Source organism: Mesorhizobium sp. P3_A10 (genome assembly GCF_056403175.1).
The window spans coordinates 1-16,036 of record NZ_JBFUFZ010000010.1 but is presented as its reverse complement, the minus strand read 5'-3'; the positions used below and the strand labels follow the sequence as shown (position 1 = coordinate 16,036).

Annotated in this window: 11 protein-coding genes; 5 read left to right on the top strand and 6 right to left on the bottom strand. The window is 63.5% G+C overall.

What is annotated here, in order from left to right; genetic code table 11:
• Positions 1 to 56 precede the first annotated feature (56 nt).
• Positions 57 to 1,436: an MFS transporter gene (locus AC1DXU_RS27845; RefSeq protein ID WP_477374170.1), complete on the bottom strand. Its 1,380-nt coding sequence runs from the start codon at positions 1,434 to 1,436 to the stop codon at positions 57 to 59.
• A gap of 229 nt (positions 1,437 to 1,665) precedes the next feature.
• Positions 1,666 to 6,465: an NAD-glutamate dehydrogenase gene (locus tag AC1DXU_RS27840; RefSeq protein WP_477374168.1), complete on the bottom strand. Its 4,800-nt coding sequence runs from the start codon at positions 6,463 to 6,465 to the stop codon at positions 1,666 to 1,668.
• 137 nt (positions 6,466 to 6,602) lie between these two features.
• Between AC1DXU_RS27840 and AC1DXU_RS27835 the strand changes: the two genes are divergently transcribed.
• Together AC1DXU_RS27835 and AC1DXU_RS27830 are read left to right on the top strand one after the other, a co-directional pair.
• Positions 6,603 to 7,166, top strand: coding sequence for a peroxidase-related enzyme (locus AC1DXU_RS27835; RefSeq protein WP_477374166.1), 564 nt, complete (start codon positions 6,603 to 6,605; stop codon positions 7,164 to 7,166).
• A gap of 126 nt (positions 7,167 to 7,292) precedes the next feature.
• Positions 7,293 to 7,616 carry a hypothetical protein gene (locus AC1DXU_RS27830; RefSeq protein WP_477319621.1) on the top strand — a complete coding sequence of 108 codons (324 nt, stop codon included), beginning with the start codon at positions 7,293 to 7,295 and terminating at the stop codon, positions 7,614 to 7,616.
• A gap of 109 nt (positions 7,617 to 7,725) precedes the next feature.
• Here AC1DXU_RS27830 and AC1DXU_RS27825 read toward each other — a convergent pair whose 3' ends face one another.
• Positions 7,726 to 8,340, bottom strand: a complete 615-nt coding sequence (locus tag AC1DXU_RS27825) for a LysE family translocator (protein WP_477374164.1) — start codon at positions 8,338 to 8,340, stop codon at positions 7,726 to 7,728.
• Positions 8,341 to 8,932: 592 nt separating this feature from the next.
• On the opposite strand from AC1DXU_RS27825, the gene AC1DXU_RS27820 reads away from it, so the two are divergent.
• A complete protein-coding gene (locus AC1DXU_RS27820; protein WP_477374162.1) occupies positions 8,933 to 9,553 on the top strand; it encodes a DUF1062 domain-containing protein in 621 nt (206 codons plus the stop codon).
• Positions 9,554 to 9,612: 59 nt separating this feature from the next.
• On the opposite strand, the gene typA is transcribed toward AC1DXU_RS27820, so the two are convergent.
• Complete coding sequence (gene typA, locus AC1DXU_RS27815) at positions 9,613 to 11,442, bottom strand: translational GTPase TypA (RefSeq protein WP_477374161.1); 1,830 nt, start codon at positions 11,440 to 11,442, stop codon at positions 9,613 to 9,615.
• A gap of 197 nt (positions 11,443 to 11,639) precedes the next feature.
• On the opposite strand from typA, the gene AC1DXU_RS27810 reads away from it, so the two are divergent.
• Entirely contained in the window at positions 11,640 to 11,921 is a 282-nt protein-coding gene (locus AC1DXU_RS27810) for a hypothetical protein (protein ID WP_477374159.1), read from the top strand.
• Positions 11,922 to 11,930: 9 nt separating this feature from the next.
• Here AC1DXU_RS27810 and AC1DXU_RS27805 read toward each other — a convergent pair whose 3' ends face one another.
• The gene (locus tag AC1DXU_RS27805; protein ID WP_477374157.1) at positions 11,931 to 13,499 is read right to left on the bottom strand and encodes an alkaline phosphatase D family protein; all 1,569 of its coding nucleotides are present in this window, start codon (positions 13,497 to 13,499) and stop codon (positions 11,931 to 11,933) included.
• 304 nt (positions 13,500 to 13,803) lie between these two features.
• Positions 13,804 to 15,087, bottom strand: coding sequence for an MFS transporter (locus tag AC1DXU_RS27800; protein WP_477374155.1), 1,284 nt, complete (start codon positions 15,085 to 15,087; stop codon positions 13,804 to 13,806).
• Between the two features lie 74 nt (positions 15,088 to 15,161).
• Here AC1DXU_RS27800 and AC1DXU_RS27795 point away from each other — a divergent pair, with 74 nt between their 5' ends.
• Positions 15,162 to 15,776: a TetR/AcrR family transcriptional regulator gene (locus AC1DXU_RS27795; protein WP_477374153.1), complete on the top strand. Its 615-nt coding sequence runs from the start codon at positions 15,162 to 15,164 to the stop codon at positions 15,774 to 15,776.
• Positions 15,777 to 16,036: the final 260 nt, after the last annotated feature.

The following is a 16,036-nucleotide window of genomic DNA, read 5'->3' as shown; positions in this document are numbered from 1 at the left end:
TTGGCTTTTCGTTCGCTGCGCGAACCGCTTCTTACCCCCACAAGGGGGAGGGTAAGTCACTCCACCGGCTGGTCCGCCGGATAAGGCGTCTTGATCAATATCGCGATGCCAATGCCCAGGAAGAGGATGATCACCGCCATGCCGAGCCGCGCCGAGTCGGTGGCCCAGCTGATCGTTGCCAACAGGAACGGCGCCAGGAAACTGGTCGCCCGTCCGGACAGAGCATAGATGCCGAAATAGCGGCCTGATTCGGCAGCGGTCACGCTGCGCGCCATGTAGGAGCGCGACGACGCCTGCACCGGCCCGAAGGCCAGTCCGATCAAAAGCCCGTAGAGAATATAGGCCTTCTCCGCCGCCGTGCCGAACAGGCCGCCCGAATCGGTGGTCGAGAGCTGTATGAGGCCAAGCAGGGTGAACCCCGGCCCGGTCGAAACGATGCCGGCGGTGGCCACCGTCAGCATCACGAGCGCGATCATGACCACCACTTTGGAGCCGAAGGCGGTGTCCACGCGGGCGGCAATCCAGCAGCCGAAGATGGCGACGACATTGAGGATGATGCCGAAAATGCCGATCTCGGTGATCGACCAGCCGAACATCGCCGCGGCAAACACGCCGCCCTGCGTCAACAGCGCGTTGACGCCGTCCTGATAGATCATGCGGGCGACAAGAAAGCGGAAAATGCCGACGCGCTTGCGGGCTTCGGCCAGTGTCGACTTCAGTTCAGACAGGCCCTGGCGTACGGCCGGTCCGATCGGGATGCCTTTGACGGCATCCGGGGTGAAAAAGAACATCGGCAGGATGAACAGGAAATACCAACCAGCCGACAGCGGCCCGGTGGCGCGCGCATCCTCGCCGAGCTTCGGGTCGAGCCCGAAGATGGGATTGAGGCCGATGATCGTCTTGCCGGTTTCCGGCGAGCCGGCCATGCAGGCAATGACAAAGATCAGCGCGACCATGCCGCCGAGATAGCCCAACCCCCAGGCGATGTTGGAGATACGGCCGATCTCGCTCTTCGGCACCAGGCGCGGCATCATCGAATCGTTGAATACGGTTGAGAACTCCGCCGCGACGGAGGCCAGCGAGAACAACGCCACGATCAGGAATGCATTCGAGCCGGGCGCAGCCAACCACAACAGGCAAAGGCTGGTGATCTTGATCGTTGCGAAAAAAGCGATCCACGGCTTGCGCGGCCCGGTCTGGTCGGCGATCGAGCCGAGAATGGGCGACAAAACGGCAATGACCAGTCCGGCGGCGGCGATGCCCCAGGCCCAGATTGCCTGGCCCATGACCGGATCACTGACCATGCGCGAGGCGAAATACGGGCCGAAGATGAAGGTGGTGACGACGGTGAAAAACGGCTGCGCCGCCCAGTCGAAGAACATCCATCCCCAAATGCCGCGTCCCGATGCCCGCTGCACTGTTTCTACCGCCGCCATGCTGAAAGTCCCTGCTCCGCCCGTATCGGGCGCCATGTCTGCATGTTTCGAATGCTCATGCAAATAACAAGCGCCAACCCCTACCTCCCCCTTGTGGGGAGGTCGGACCGCAGGTCCGGGTGGGGTCGGTGCCGCACCCCCACCCCGCTGCTTCGCAGCGACCCTCCCCACAAGGGGGAGGGTAAGGTGCACAGCCGGAGGAGGGGCGGCGCCAGCCTTGCGAAGATGATCACATCCCCGTGAGATCGCTCATCAGGCCCGATGCCACCGACAGCCGCGATACGGTGATGTCGCCGCCTTCGGTCAGCGCCTGCAGCCGCTCGCGGATGCGCGCCACCCTTTCACCGCCGGCCTCAAGCCATGCCGCCACCGGGCCCGCCGCCTTGGCGTGGCCGGTGAGTGCTGCCACCGCGATGCCGCGCCGGGCCGCACCGATCGTGTCGGTGGCGCGCGACAGCGCCAACTGGTCGTAATAGTCCGACGGCGTGATCGAGCGCGCCGCGTCCTCGACGCGTGGAATGCGGAAGGCATCGCTGACCGCAAAGAAGGCCTTCGCCGCAGCGACGATATCGGCATTCGCCATCCGCGCCGTCAGCGCGATGTCGGGGATGAGTTCTGCCATGTCAGCCAGCGCCAGCTGCTCGGCCAGTTTCTCCGGCGCGCCGCCCTTGAACAGGCCATGCCGCCTTTCCTCGATCCGCTCGCGCGAGAAGGCCGGCAGCAGCGAGCCGAGTTTCGGCTCCAGCGCCTTGCGTGCCTCCTGCAATTCGGCGATGCGCTGGCCGAGCGGCGCGGTGCCGGCATCGTTCTTCAGATACCAGCCGCTCGTCATAAAGATAAGCCGGCTAACCGACTGGTAGAGATCGAGCTGCACCTGGCCGTCGATCTGGTTGTCGAGCGCATCGATCTCGCGATAGAGCGCCGGCAGCGCGAAGCCGTCGCGCACCACGGCAAAAGTGCGCACCACGTCTGCGGCACTGCGGCCGGTGGCTTCCTGCAGCCGGTTGACGAAGGACGGGCCGCCGCGGTTGACCAGATCATTGGCGACGACACGGGCGATGATCTCGCGGCGCAGGCGATGGTTGCGGATTTCGTCGCCATACTTCTTCGCCATGCGATCGGGGAAATAGCCCATCAGATCGCGGTCGAAATGAGCGTCATCAGGCACGTCGCTGGCAACGATGTCGGAAAACAGCACGATCTTGGCATAGGCGAGCAGCACGCCAAGTTCGGCCCTGGTCAGCGGCTCGCCGCGCGCTTCGCGCTCGGCAAGGGCTGCCGGCGACGGCAACGTCTCGACCGCACGGTCGAGCAGACCGCGCGCCTCCAGCGCCGCCATGAAGCGGCTCTGGTGCGCGATGTCGGCGAGGCCGCGCTTGCGGGCGATGGAGAGCGCCAGCGTCTGCTCGTAATTGTTGGACAGCACCAGGCCGCCGACCTCGCCGGTCATCTCGGCCAGCAATTTGTTGCGCGCCGGGCGGGTCAGCGATCCCTTGCGCATGGCGGAGGCCAGCGCGATCTTGATGTTGACCTCGACGTCGGAGCAGTTGACGCCACCCGAATTGTCGATGGCGTCGGAGTTGCAGCGGCCGCCATTCAGCCCGAACTCGATGCGGGCGCGCTGCGTCACGCCGAGATTGGCGCCCTCGCCGATCACCTTGGCGCGCACGTCGAGCGCGGTGACGCGGATGGCGTCATTGGCGCGGTCGCCGACATCGCTATTGGTTTCGGTCGATGCCCTGAGATACGTGCCGATGCCGCCGAACCACAAAAGGTCGACCGGCGCCTTGAGGATGGCGTTCATGATCTCGACCGGTGTCGCGGTCGTCTTGCCAAGCCCGATTGCCGCTGCCGCCGCCGCCGGCAGCGTGATCGACTTCTGGCTGCGCGAGACGATGACGCCGCCTTCTGACAGCTTGGCCTTGTCGTAGTCCTGCCAGCTTGAGCGCGGCAGGGTGAACATGCGCTCGCGCTCGACCATCGACGCCACCATGTCCGGATCGGGATCGATGAAGATGTCGCGATGGTCGAAGGCGGCGATCAGCCGCGTCTGCGGCGACAGCAGCATGCCATTGCCGAACACATCGCCCGACATGTCGCCGACACCGACGACGGTGAACGGCGTGGTCTGGATGTCGCGGTTGATCTCGCGGAAATGCCGCTTCACCGCTTCCCAGGCGCCCTTGGCGGTGATGCCCATCTTCTTGTGGTCGTAGCCAGCCGAGCCGCCGCTGGCGAAGGCATCGTCGAGCCAGAAGCCGTGCTTTTCCGAAATGGCGTTGGCGGTGTCGGAGAAGGTCGCCGTGCCCTTGTCGGCGGCAACGACGAAATAGGGATCGTCCGGGTCGCGCCGCACCACGCCGGCCGGCGGAATGATGCCGTCCAGGCCGATATTGTCGGTGATCGACAGCAGGCTGGAGACGTAGTTCTTGTAGGCCGACGTGCCGGCTTCGAAGATCGCGTCGCGGCTGCCACCCACCGGCAGACGCTTGGGGAAGAAACCGCCCTTGGCGCCGACCGGCACGATGACGGCGTTCTTGACCTGCTGCGCCTTGACCAGGCCGAGCACCTCGGTGCGGTAATCCTGGGCGCGGTCCGACCAGCGCAGGCCGCCACGCGCGACCGGACCGAAGCGCAGATGCACGCCCTCGACCTCGGAGCCGTAGACGAAGATCTCGCGCCACGGCCGCGGCGCCGGCAAACCGTCGACCGCGTGCGAATCGAGCTTGATCGCCAGCGACTGGCCCTTCGCTTTCGTTTCGGCGACGAAATGATTGGTGCGCAGTGAGGCTTCGATCAGATTGAGATAGCGGCGGATGATGGTGTCGTCGTCGATGTTGGGGACGTCTTCCAGCGCATCCTTGATCTTGGCCTTCAGATGCTTTGCCGCCACCAAGCCTTCCCCTTCGGCCGTCGGGCCGAGGCGGGCGATGAACAGCGCATGCAGGCCGCGCGCGATCTCGGGATAACGGTTGAGTGCTGCGGCGATGAAATCCTGGCTCTGGGGGATGCCGACCTGCTGCAGATAGCGGCCATAGGCGCGCAGGATGGTGATCTCGCCCGACCACAGGCCGGCGGTCTGGGCAAGGCCGTTATAGCCGTCATTGTCGACATCGCCGCGCCACACCGACAGGAAGGCGTCCTCGAACAGCGCGCCACCATCGGCAAGGTCGATCGGCTTGCCGTAGCTGTTCTCCAGCTCCATGTCGTGGACGAAGACCATGCCGGAAGCTTCGTCGCCGACCTCGAAAGTGCGCTCGCTGATGACGCGGAAACCGATGTTTTCCAGCACCGGCACCCGCCGCGACAATGCCACCGGACTGGCGTGGTGATAGATCTTCAGCGCCGCCTGATGCGGTTTTTGGTCGGCATGCCGGTAATAGTCGATGGCGATCGGATTGGCCTCGGCAATTTTGGCGATGCGACCGGCGTCGGCCAGTGCCACCGCCGGCGGGAAACTGTCGCGGTAGCTTTCCGAAAAGCGCGAAGCAATTGCCGTCAACGCCGCGTCGGCGCCGGTTTCTGCCGCGGTTTCGCGCAGCGCGTCTTCCCAGGTGCGCACGATGTCGCGGATCGCCGCTTCGATCGTCGCTTGCTCGACCTTCGGCGTCTTGCCGCCGGAACGGCCGATGATGAAATGCACGCGCGCCAGCCCGCCTTCCGGGAAAGCCGGGTAATAGGCCGACAGCCGGCCCTCGAACACCGTCTTCAAATAGGCGCCGACCTTCTCGCGCACGACGCTGTCGTAGCGGTCGCGCGGCACGAAGACGAGGATGGAGACGAAGCGGTCGAACTGGTCGACGCGCACCAAAGCGCGCACGCGCGGCCGCTCGACCAGTCCCAGAATGGCTTCGGCGTGCTTGCGCAGGATCGGCACCGGGACCTGGAAAAGCTCGTCGCGCGGATAGCTCTCCAGCACGTTGATCAACGCCTTGCCGGAGTGATCGCCGGGATTGAAGCCGGACTTGGCGATGATGGTTTCGGCCTTCGACCTGAGATAGGGGATCTTCATCACCGAGCGCGTGTAGGCGGTCGAGGTGAACAGGCCGACGATGCGCAGTTCGCCCGACAGCACGCCCTTGGCGGTGTAGGTCTTGACGCCGATGTAATCGAGATAGATGCGGCGGTGCACGGAAGACTTGGCGTTGGCTTTGGTGACGATCAGCGGCTCCGGCCCATGCAGGAAGGCGCGGATTTCCGGCGTCGTCGTCACCGCTTCGGTGCCGCGCCTGAGCACCAGCACATCGGGATCGGACAGGATGCCGAGGCCGGGCTTGTCGGCGCGCTCCAGCGTGCCGCTCTTCTCGCCGCCAGTGTATTTGAACTCGCGCATGCCGAGGAAGGTGAAATTGTCGTCGCGCAGCCATTCGAGGAAGGCGATCGCCTCGGTGACGCTGGCCTTGTCGAGCGGCACCGGCGCGTAACGGAACTCCGAGATCGCCTGGTCGAGACGGGCCAGCATCGGCTTCCAGTCGGTAACCGCGGCGCGCACCTGGCCCAGCATCTTCTTTAGCCGCCCGGCCATGGCCTCGGCCTGATCGACCGACAGGCGGCCGATATGGACGTGGATGACGCTCAGCCGGTCGTGGCTGTGGTCGCCCTTGGCGAAACCGCCATCGCCGAGGATTTCATCGACGCCGCCCTTGCCGTGCTTGACGACGATGACCGGGTGGGTGACGAGCAGCGGCTCGCCGGCACTCTCGGTGATCTCGCCGAGGATGGAATCGAACAGGAACGGCATGTTGTCGTTGACGACGGTGATGACGGTCATCGGCCGGCCTTCTCGCACGACACCGGAATCGACGTCTATGGCAACGACGCAATCGCCCTTTTTGTGCCTGGCGACGGCCCGGCCGGCCAGATCGGCGGCACGTTCGAGATCGGTGGCATCATAGGCGGCGACATCTTCGGCCGGCGCGCGGGCCAGCAGATAGTCGGCGAGCCTGCCGGGCTTTTCGCCCGCCTTTGCCGCACCTCCCTTTATCGGACTGGTCTTTTTCGGGCTGCTTGCGGATTTCAGGCTGGCCATGACGCTAATTCCCTCCCGTCACATGCTTTTGCGACTATGGTAGCAGATGACCGGTATTTGGCGACAAAGGTTTGACGGCTTGCGAAGAAATATCGGCATTCCGCGACAGATCGCCGCCCAACGAGGAGAAATGCCCCATGTCCGGCAAGGTTTCCGCGCTTGACCTCGCCCAGGCGGAGCTCAGCGACGCAACAAAAGCCTATTTTGCCAAATGCGAGGAAAAGCTCGGCCTCGTTCCCAATGTGCTCAAGGCCTACGCCTTCGACGAGAAGAAGCTGCGCGCCTTCACCGACATGTACAACGAGCTGATGCTGGGGGAATCCGGCCTGTCGAAGCTGGAGCGCGAGATGATCGCGGTCGCCGTCTCCTCGATCAACCATTGCTATTATTGCCTGACCGCGCATGGCGCGGCGGTGCGCCAGCTGTCCGGCGACCCGTCGCTCGGCGAGATGATGGTGATGAATTTCCGTGCCGCCAATCTGTCGGCGAGACAGACGGCGATGCTCGAATTCGCCGTGAAGCTGACGGAAGAGCCGGCAAAGATCATCGAGGCCGACCGGGCAGCTTTGCGTCAGGCCGGCTTTTCCGACCGCGACATCTGGGACATCGCCTCCACCGCCGCCTTTTTCAACATGTCGAACCGGGTGGCGGCGGCAATCGACATGCGCCCGAACCATGAATATCACGCCATGGCGCGATAGCGATCCCCGTTGCGTCCGTATATTAGCTACTGCGCATTCTCGTTGCTTGTTTGCCGATTTGGTCCGATGATCGCCGGGCGGCATGACCGCATGCCGGTTCGATGCCGCTGATCAAGGGAGGAGAACATGGCAAAGTTTCTCTACGTCTATCACGGCTCAGGCAAGATGCCGACCGGCGAGGCCGAGCGGAAGGCCGCAACCGATGCCTGGACCGGCTGGTACGGCAAGCTCGGCAAGTCCGTCGTCGACGGCGGCAATCCCGTCGGCAGGTCGAAGATGGTGCTGCCCGGCGGCAAGGTCGAGAACAATGGCGGCAGCAATCCGACCGCCGGCTACACGATCATCGAGGCGAAGGACATCGACGATGCCGTCGCCAAGGCCAAGGATTGCCCGATCCTGATGGACCCGGCGTTTACCGTCGAAATCGCGCCGATCATAGAAATGATGTAACGCGCCGTTAGAGCAATTTCAGGAAAAGTGTAATCGGTTTTCCGTCCGAAATTGCGAAAAAAACAAAGAGATAGAGCGGTTCGCCGTTTCCGTGAAACGGTGAAACGCTCTACGACCGCGCCGCGATCGCTGCCGCGGCGCCGGCCATGGTGCCGGCGCTGATGCGGTTGGCGATCTTCATCGCCCGCTTACTCCTGAGAAGCTTGCGCGCCTGCGATGCGGCCAGCACCCAGGCGAGATCGATGGCGACCAGGACCACCGCCATTGTCGCCGTCAACTCGACCCAGCCGATGAGGCTGACCGATGCGAGGTCAATGATCGTCGGCAGGAGCGCCAGATAGAACATCATGATCTTGGGATTGCCGAGCGTCACCGCCATGCCGGCGAAGAACAGCTTCGCCGGCGAATCTTCGCGCGGCATCTCGCCTTCTTTTGCCTCGACCGGCGCCGTCCACATCTTCCAGGCGAGGTACGCGAGATAGGCGACGCCCACCCATTTCACCGCGACGAAGGCGAAGTGAAAGGTCTGCGCCACCACGGCCAGCCCGAACACTGCCAGCGACAGCCAGATGCCCTCGCCGATCCACATGGCGAGCAGGAACGGGAACACGTCGCGAAAGCCCTTTGAGATCACGCGCGCTACGAGCGCCGCGATCGACGGGCCGGGCGAACCGGCGGCGACGAAAAGGGCGGCGGCGAAGATCAGAAGCGAGGTGAGGTGCATGGGTGATCTCAGATTTGAGGTTTGGCAGGCATACTAACCAGCGGCGGCGGCGCTGGCAAAGACGGAACGACAATCGCTTTGGTCAGCCCCGCCCCTCATTGTCCTGCCGGACATTTCTCCCCGTATAGTGACGGGGAGAAAAAAGCGCTGCACGAATGGTTTCGCCAATCTCCGCAGATAGGCGCGGCGTTGCGGTTAGCCCCCTTCTCCCCGTCACTATACGGGGAGAAGGTGCCGCAGGCGGATGAGGGGCAGCGCCGACCTCGACAATTGCCACCCTTGTCGTCCTCATCGGTCCCAGCTAGAAATGCCGCCGCGAAACAATTTCGAGCTTCACTTTGCCCCAGTAACCGCCGGTCTCGCCAACTCCCCTGATCACACTTGGCAGGGCGCCGCATAAGCGGTGTCTGCTCTATTTTCATGTGTTCCTCAGGCGGCGGTTCGAGACCGGTTTGGCACTGCTGAACCGCTGTCGCGTGGCTGTCGCCCGTGACACCTGACTTCCGACATAGCTAGCTCTCGCCACGCCGTGCCCGCATGGGCATCTCGTCATTGCCGGCCTGAAGAACTTCCACATTGGAAGGTTTTCGGCTTGTCTCAACATCTCGCTGTTCGCTGGACGGTCGCGCCCGTCACCGCACCTAGCCCCCTGATCAACTGCAACCGCTGCGGTACGGTGAAAGCCTATCGCTGCAGCTCGAAATTCCGCGTCAACGCCAACGGCAAACGCATCGACGTCTGGCTGATCTATCGCTGCGTCGATTGCGACAATTCCTGGAATTTCGGCATTCTCGAGCGCTGCAATCGCCGCGACATCGGACCGACGCTGCTAGCATCCCTCGAAAGCAACGATCCCATGCTCGCCCGCCGCCACGCCTTCGATGTCGTGGCACTGCGAAACCGGGTCGGGCGCGTCCAGGAATTTTCGGACGTTGCCGTTCACAAGCACCGGCTCGGCGACGAAGGCGCAACCGCGCTTGAAATCCGGCTCGCGCTTGAGGCACCAACATCACTGCGGCTCGACCGGCTGCTCGCCGGCGAACTCGGCATCTCGCGGTCGCGCCTTCAGGCGCTGGACGAGAAAGGATTGCTGGTTGTCGTTCCCGACGGCGCCAGAGCTTTGCGCAAGTCGGCCCGCGACAGCACGACGATCCACATCGATCTCGCCGGCGAAGCCGACCATGTGGCCATCATCTCAGCGGCCGGCGGATAAACGAAAAGGGGCAAAGCACATCGGTGCTTCGCCCCTCAAAAGTCTGGAAAATTAAATGATTACGCCGCGCCAACCACCTTGGCCGATTTCTCGAAACGCTTGCGTTCGTTCGGGTCGAGATAGAGCTTGCGCAGGCGGATGGTCTTCGGCGTCACCTCGACCAGCTCGTCGTCCTGGATCCAGGCCAGAGCCTTCTCCAGCGTCATGCGGATCGGCGGCGTCAGCTTCACCGCCTCGTCCTTGCCGGCGGCGCGGATGTTGGTCAGTTTTTTGCCCTTGAGGACATTGACCTCAAGGTCGTTGTCTCTGGAGTGGATGCCGATGATCATGCCCTGATAGACCTTGACGCCCGGATCGATAACCATCGGGCCGCGGTCTTCCAGGTTCCACATGGCATAGGCCACCGCTTCGCCTTGCTCGTTGGAGATCAGCACGCCGTTGGTGCGGCCCGGCAATTCGCCTTTGTAGGGCTCGTAGGCATGGAACAGCCGGTTCATGACGGCGGTGCCGCGCGTGTCGGTCAACAGTTCCGACTGGTAGCCGATCAGGCCACGCGTCGGCGCATGGAAGACGATGCGCTGGCGATTGCCGCCCGACGGGCGCAGCTCGACCATCTCGGCTTTGCGCTCCGACATTTTTTGCACGACGATGCCGGCATGCTCCTCGTCGACGTCGATGACGACTTCCTCGACCGGCTCCAGCAGGTCGCCATTTTCGGCCTTCTGCATGACGACGCGCGGCCGCGAGACGGCGATTTCAAAACCTTCGCGGCGCATCGTCTCGATCAGCACGGCCAGCTGCAATTCGCCGCGGCCGGAGACGAAGAACGAATCCCTGTCCGGCGATTCCTCGATCTTCAGCGCGACATTGCCTTCGGCTTCGCGCAGCAGGCGGTCGCGGATGACGCGGCTGGTCACCTTATCGCCCTCGGTGCCGGCTAGCGGCGAATCGTTGACCAGGAACGACATCGTTACCGTCGGCGGATCGATCGGCTGCGCATGCAGCGGCTCGGTCACTGCCGGGTCGCAGAACGTGTCGGCGACGGTGCCTTTCGACAGGCCGGCAATGGCGACGATGTCGCCCGCCTGCGCCTCTTCGATCGGCTGGCGCTCGAGGCCGCGGAAGGCGAGGATCTTGGAAATGCGGCCGGTTTCGACCAGCGTGCCGTCATGGTGCAGCACCTTGACCGGTTGGTTGGACTTCAGCGTGCCGGATTCGATGCGGCCGGTGATGATGCGGCCAAGGAACGGATTGGCTTCCAGGATGGTGCCGATCATGCGGAACGGGCCGGGATGAACGGTCGGTGCCGGCACATGCTTGATGACGAGGTCGAACAGCGGCGCCAGGCCCTGGTCCTTCGGTCCCTCGGGGCTTTCCGAAACCCAGCCGTCGCGGCCTGAGCCGTAGAGAATCGGGAAATCGAGCTGGTCGTCGGTGGCATCGAGTGCGGCAAACAGGTCGAACACTTCGTTGACCACCTCGACGTGGCGGGCGTCCGGCCGGTCGATCTTGTTGATGACGACGATCGGCTTCAGGCCGACCTTGAGCGCCTTGCCGACGACGAACTTGGTCTGCGGCATCGGCCCTTCTGCCGCATCGACCAGCACGATGGCCGAATCGACCATCGACAGGATGCGCTCGACCTCGCCGCCGAAATCGGCGTGGCCGGGGGTATCGACGATGTTGATGCGGGTATCCTTCCAGTCGACCGAGGTCGCCTTGGCCAGGATGGTGATGCCGCGTTCCTTTTCGAGGTCGTTGGAATCCATGGCGCGCTCGGCGACGCGTTGATTGTCGCGGAAGGAGCCGGATTGCCGGAGCAATTGATCAACCAGGGTGGTTTTTCCATGGTCGACGTGCGCGATGATCGCGATGTTACGAATTTTCATGTTGTGGTCTCGGGAGCGTTGCAGGCAGCAGGCCAAAAGGCGCTGCCTCTTTCGGTTGGGCGGCTCATACAGGGTTTTTCGCAATTGCGAAAGAGGCGGCTCGTCACCAAATACTCATCAAATCTTAAACATCCGCGTGTGAAATGATTTCATTAACCAAGGCGGGAACCTTTCGGGGCCCGGGCAGTTCGACCTCTATGACCGATCAAGTCATCAGATTCCGGCAAATCTTCGTGTGGACCGCCCTCGCGGTCGTCCTTGCCGCTGGCGCCGCCCAGTCGGCCGCGACGCTGAAACAGACGCAGCCCGCGCTAGCGTCCGATACGCCGACCGCAGAGCAGCTTTTTGCCGACGCCCCCGATGGCGTCGACCCGATGGTGACCGGGCCGGTCAGCGCCGCCTTCAAGCAGCGGCAGGAAGCCGCCAACTGCGATAACGCGGTCTGGCCCAACATTCCGACGGTTTGCTATCCGAACTAGCCTCGGCTCTTACGCCGACCGCACCGGATCCAGCGTCACCTTGTAGAGCTCGTTGTCGTCGCGATCCATCAGCCGCACCGTCAGCTGCTCGGTGGCGCCGGAAATGTCGACGAGGCCGAAGAACTGCAAGCCGGCTGATGGCGGCAGGTTCTGGCCCTGCTCGGCGGTCGGCGCCTTGATGAATTTCAGTTCCGGACCGAAGGTCATGTCGAAATCGTTCGGACCGAACGTGCCGGCGTGGATCGGACCCGAGACGAATTCCCAGAATGGATTGAAATCCTGGAACTGCGCCTTTTCGGGACTGTAGTAGTGCGCCGCCGTGTAGTGCACGTCGGCCGTCAACCAGACGGTGTTGCTGATGCCGGCATTCTTGATGTAGCGCAGCAGATCTGCGATCTCGAGCTCGCGGCCCTTGGGCAAGCCGTTGTCGCCATTGCTGACCGCCTCGGCCCCGACCTTCTTGGCGCCGTCGTTCCAGACGACGAGGCCGAGCGGCATGTCGGCGGCGATGATCTTCCAGGTCGCCTTCGAGTTTGCCAATTCGCGCTTCAGCCATTTCGTCTGCTGTTCGCCCAGCATGCGCGATTCCGGCGTCATCGTATCCTGCATGTCCGGACCGTTGGGACCGCGATAGGAGCGCATATCGAGGAAGAACACGTCGAGCAGCGGCCCGTAGGCGATCTTGCGGTAAACGCGGCCGGGCTCGGACGGCTCGTAGCGGATCGTCGTCATCTCATGGAAGGCGCGGGCCGCGCGGGCCGCCAGCACATGGATGGATTTTTCCTTGTAGCGGTCGTCGGCGCTCAGGTCCTTTGAATCCGACCAGTTGTTCAGCACCTCATGGTCGTCCCACTGGTAGAAGGTCGGGCAGATGGCGCTCAAACCGAGCACGTTCTTGTCCATCATGTTGTATTTCCACTGGTCGCGGTACTCGTCCAGCGTCTCGGCAACCTTGCGCTTGCCGTCGATGAGCACGACGTTCTTCCACTTGCCGCCGCCGGGCAGGTCGACCTCGTCCTTCATGGCGCCGTCGGCATAGATGGTGTCGCCCGAATGCAGGAAGAAGTCGGGCGTATGCTTGCCGATCGTGGCGTAGGTCTTCATGCCGGTCTCGTCGATGCCCCAGCCCTGGCCCGCGGTATCGCCCGACCAGGCGAACTTGATGTCGCGCTTGGAGGCTGGTGCTGTGCGGAAGCGGCCAACGATCGGCTCGGACACCGCATTGATGTCAGAGAGATCGGCCGCGACCATGCGGTAGAAAATGTCCTGGTCGGAAGCGAGGTCGGTGAGCAGCCGCTTCACCGTGTAATCGCTGGCCGGCGACGTATCGAGCGGCGCCAGCCGGGTGGCATTGGCGAAATTTTCGGTCGACGACACCTCGAACATGACCCGCGACGGCCGATCCGTGCGCGTCCACACCACACCGCTGGTGGCGTCGACGTCGCCGGACTGGATGCCGTGGGTGAAAGCCGGCCGCTGGTTGGCGCGCGAATAATAGGGCATCGCCAGCCCCGAGACGCCGACCAGGCCTACGGCGCTGGCGGAGGTGACGAAAGCGCGGCGGGAAATCTTGTTCATGGCTGTCTCCTGGATGGCTTCGAACGGTGCCACCAGAGTCCAGCTTCAATGTTTCAGGCGCATCTCGGGATGATGAAGGTTTGATAACAACGGACAGGCAAGCTGCCAATCTCCCCCCTCGTGGGGGAGATGGCCGGCAGGCCAGAGGGGGGCGCTGTCCCGCCGACGTAGCAATTCACGGAGCGCAGCCTTTGCGGCAGAACGGTAGGTAGGACCAAAGGCTGGCGATCCTTCACGCCCCCCTCTGCCCTGCCGGGCATCTCCCCCACGAGGGGGGGGAGATTGGCAGTTCCGCCGCCGCGCCTTAAGCCGCCTGCGGTTCCGGATCAAACGCCGGCTGGCTGGTGTTGATCAGCAACGAGATACACGCAGCCGCGATCGCCGTCATGCCGGCGATCAGGAAGGCCAGTTCGTAGTTGCCCTGCAGCTCGCGCATGGTGCCGCCGAAGAAAGCCGCGGACGCCGCCCCGATCTGGTGGCCGGCAACGATCCAGCCGAACACGATCGGCCCGCTGCGATCGCCGAACGCCTCGTTGGCGAGCCGCAAAGTCGGCGGCACGGTGGCGATCCAGTCCAGACCGTAGAGCACGGCGAAGATGATCAGGCTCATCGCCGAAAAGCCGGAATAGGGCAGGTAGATCAGTGCCAGACCGCGTATCCCGTAATAGACGCCGAGCAGCTTGCGCGGATCGAAACGGTCGGTCAGCCAGCCCGACAGCGTCGTGCCGATCAGGTCGAATATGCCCATCAGCGACAGCAGGCCGGCGGCCTGCACCTCACCGATGCCCATATCGCTGCAGAAGGAAATCAGATGCGTGCCGACCAGCCCGTTGGTCGTGAAACCGCAGATGAAGAAGGTGGCAAACAGATACCAGAAGACGCGGGTGCCGGCGGCGCGGCGCAGCGTGTTCAGCGTATGCGCGAGGAAATTGCCTTGCGATGCCGGTGGCACCGGCGGCACGTCGTCGAGCTCGGCGCCGTAGCGCACCATGCCGATCGAGGCCGGACGCTCCGGCACCAGCAGCCAGACCAGCGGCAGTAGGCAAGCGGTGGCGACGGAAATGGCGATGGCGACCGGCTTCCAGCCGCCCGACTGGGCAAGCGCGGCCAGCAGCGGCAGGAACACCAGCAGGCCGGTGGCGCTGGAGGCCGACATCAGCCCCATCACCAGGCCGCGATTGGTCTTGAACCAGCGATTGACGATGGTGGCGCCAAGCACCGTGGCGACCGCGCCTGAACCGATGCCGGAAAACACACCCCAGGTGATGAGCAGATGCCACGGCTTGGTCATCAGCAGGCTGAGCGCCGTCGAGCCCGACATCACCACCAGCGAGGCAAGCAGCGTGCGGCGCAAGCCGATCCGCTCCATCAACGCCGCGGCAAATGGCCCGGTCATGCCATAGAGGAAAATGCCAACGGCAGCGGCCAGCGAAACCACATCGCGCCGCCAGCCAAAACTTTCCTCCAGTGGCAACATCATGACGGCGGGCGCCGAGCGCAGGCCGGCCGCAATCAGCAGGCAGAGGAAGATGACACCGACCACGACGAAAGCGTAGCGCTGGCCAAAGGGACGAGATTGAGTTATCATGTTACTGACCGGTACGTTGCAGTTGAGGCGAAGGTATACGTACCGATCGGTAACACTGTCAAGCGAGTCTTCGGATGCCATCGGACAAAAATATTGAACCACCCATCAAGGACGCTCACGCATCGGCGCCGAAGGCTGCTGACAAGATCCTCGACGTGGCATACGATCTGTTCTACCGGCGCGGCATCAGAGCAATCGGCGTCGACGAGATCGTCAAACGCGCCGGCGTCACCAAGCCCAGCCTCTACCGCAGCTTTCCCTCCAAGGACGAGCTGGCAGCCTCCTATCTCAGGCAATACGACCTCGAATTCTGGGATCGCTTCGACGAGGCGGTAGCCGCCCATCCCGGCGACCCGCGCGCGCAGATCAAGGCTTTCTTGACCCGCGTCGGCAAACGCACGCAAAGACCCGACTATCGCGGCTGCGGCATGACCAATGCGGCGGTGGAGTATCCCGAGCACGGCCACCCGGCTCGCGTGGTGAGCGAGGCCAACAAGCAGGAATTGCGTCGCCGCTTGCGCGCCATGGCGGGTGCGATGGGCGCGCAGGACGCCGACACTTTAGGCGACGGGCTGCTGCTTTTGATCGAGGGCGCCTACATCAGCGGCCAGTTGTTCGGGCTCGGTGGCCCGGCACAGTCGGTGGCGCGTAATGCCGACCTGCTGATCGGGGCGAGCTTGAAGAAGTAAGACTTTCGAGCGTCGGCGCTGCCCCTTGTGTCTTTCGAATCATGCAGGATCGGGTTGGCGAGTGACCCGGGTCACGACCGGGTCACTCGCTGCGGCGGAAGCCCGCGTGCCCCTTGGTTTGAGTCCGCAGGTGAGCAAGGAGCTCCGACCGCATCTTCCATAGCCCGAACGGTTGCCAGGGTTCGACCCCGCACCAGCAAGGAAGGGATCAGAAGATGACACAAATCGCGCTTCGTGTCGGCATCGATGTGGCCAAGGAT

Bases quoted from the DNA above. Each gene is read 5' to 3' on its own strand.
- AC1DXU_RS27845 (WP_477374170.1), bottom strand. From the start codon at position 1,436: ATGGCGGCGGTAGAAACAGTGCAGCGGGCATCGGGACGCGGCATTTGG.
- AC1DXU_RS27840 (WP_477374168.1), bottom strand. From the start codon at position 6,465: ATGGCCAGCCTGAAATCCGCAAGCAGCCCGAAAAAGACCAGTCCGATA.
- AC1DXU_RS27835 (WP_477374166.1), top strand. From the start codon at position 6,603: ATGTCCGGCAAGGTTTCCGCGCTTGACCTCGCCCAGGCGGAGCTCAGC.
- AC1DXU_RS27830 (WP_477319621.1), top strand. From the start codon at position 7,293: ATGGCAAAGTTTCTCTACGTCTATCACGGCTCAGGCAAGATGCCGACC.
- AC1DXU_RS27825 (WP_477374164.1), bottom strand. From the start codon at position 8,340: ATGCACCTCACCTCGCTTCTGATCTTCGCCGCCGCCCTTTTCGTCGCC.
- typA (WP_477374161.1), bottom strand. From the start codon at position 11,442: ATGAAAATTCGTAACATCGCGATCATCGCGCACGTCGACCATGGAAAA.
- AC1DXU_RS27810 (WP_477374159.1), top strand. From the start codon at position 11,640: ATGACCGATCAAGTCATCAGATTCCGGCAAATCTTCGTGTGGACCGCC.
- AC1DXU_RS27805 (WP_477374157.1), bottom strand. From the start codon at position 13,499: ATGAACAAGATTTCCCGCCGCGCTTTCGTCACCTCCGCCAGCGCCGTA.
- AC1DXU_RS27800 (WP_477374155.1), bottom strand. From the start codon at position 15,087: ATGATAACTCAATCTCGTCCCTTTGGCCAGCGCTACGCTTTCGTCGTG.
- AC1DXU_RS27795 (WP_477374153.1), top strand. From the start codon at position 15,162: ATGCCATCGGACAAAAATATTGAACCACCCATCAAGGACGCTCACGCA.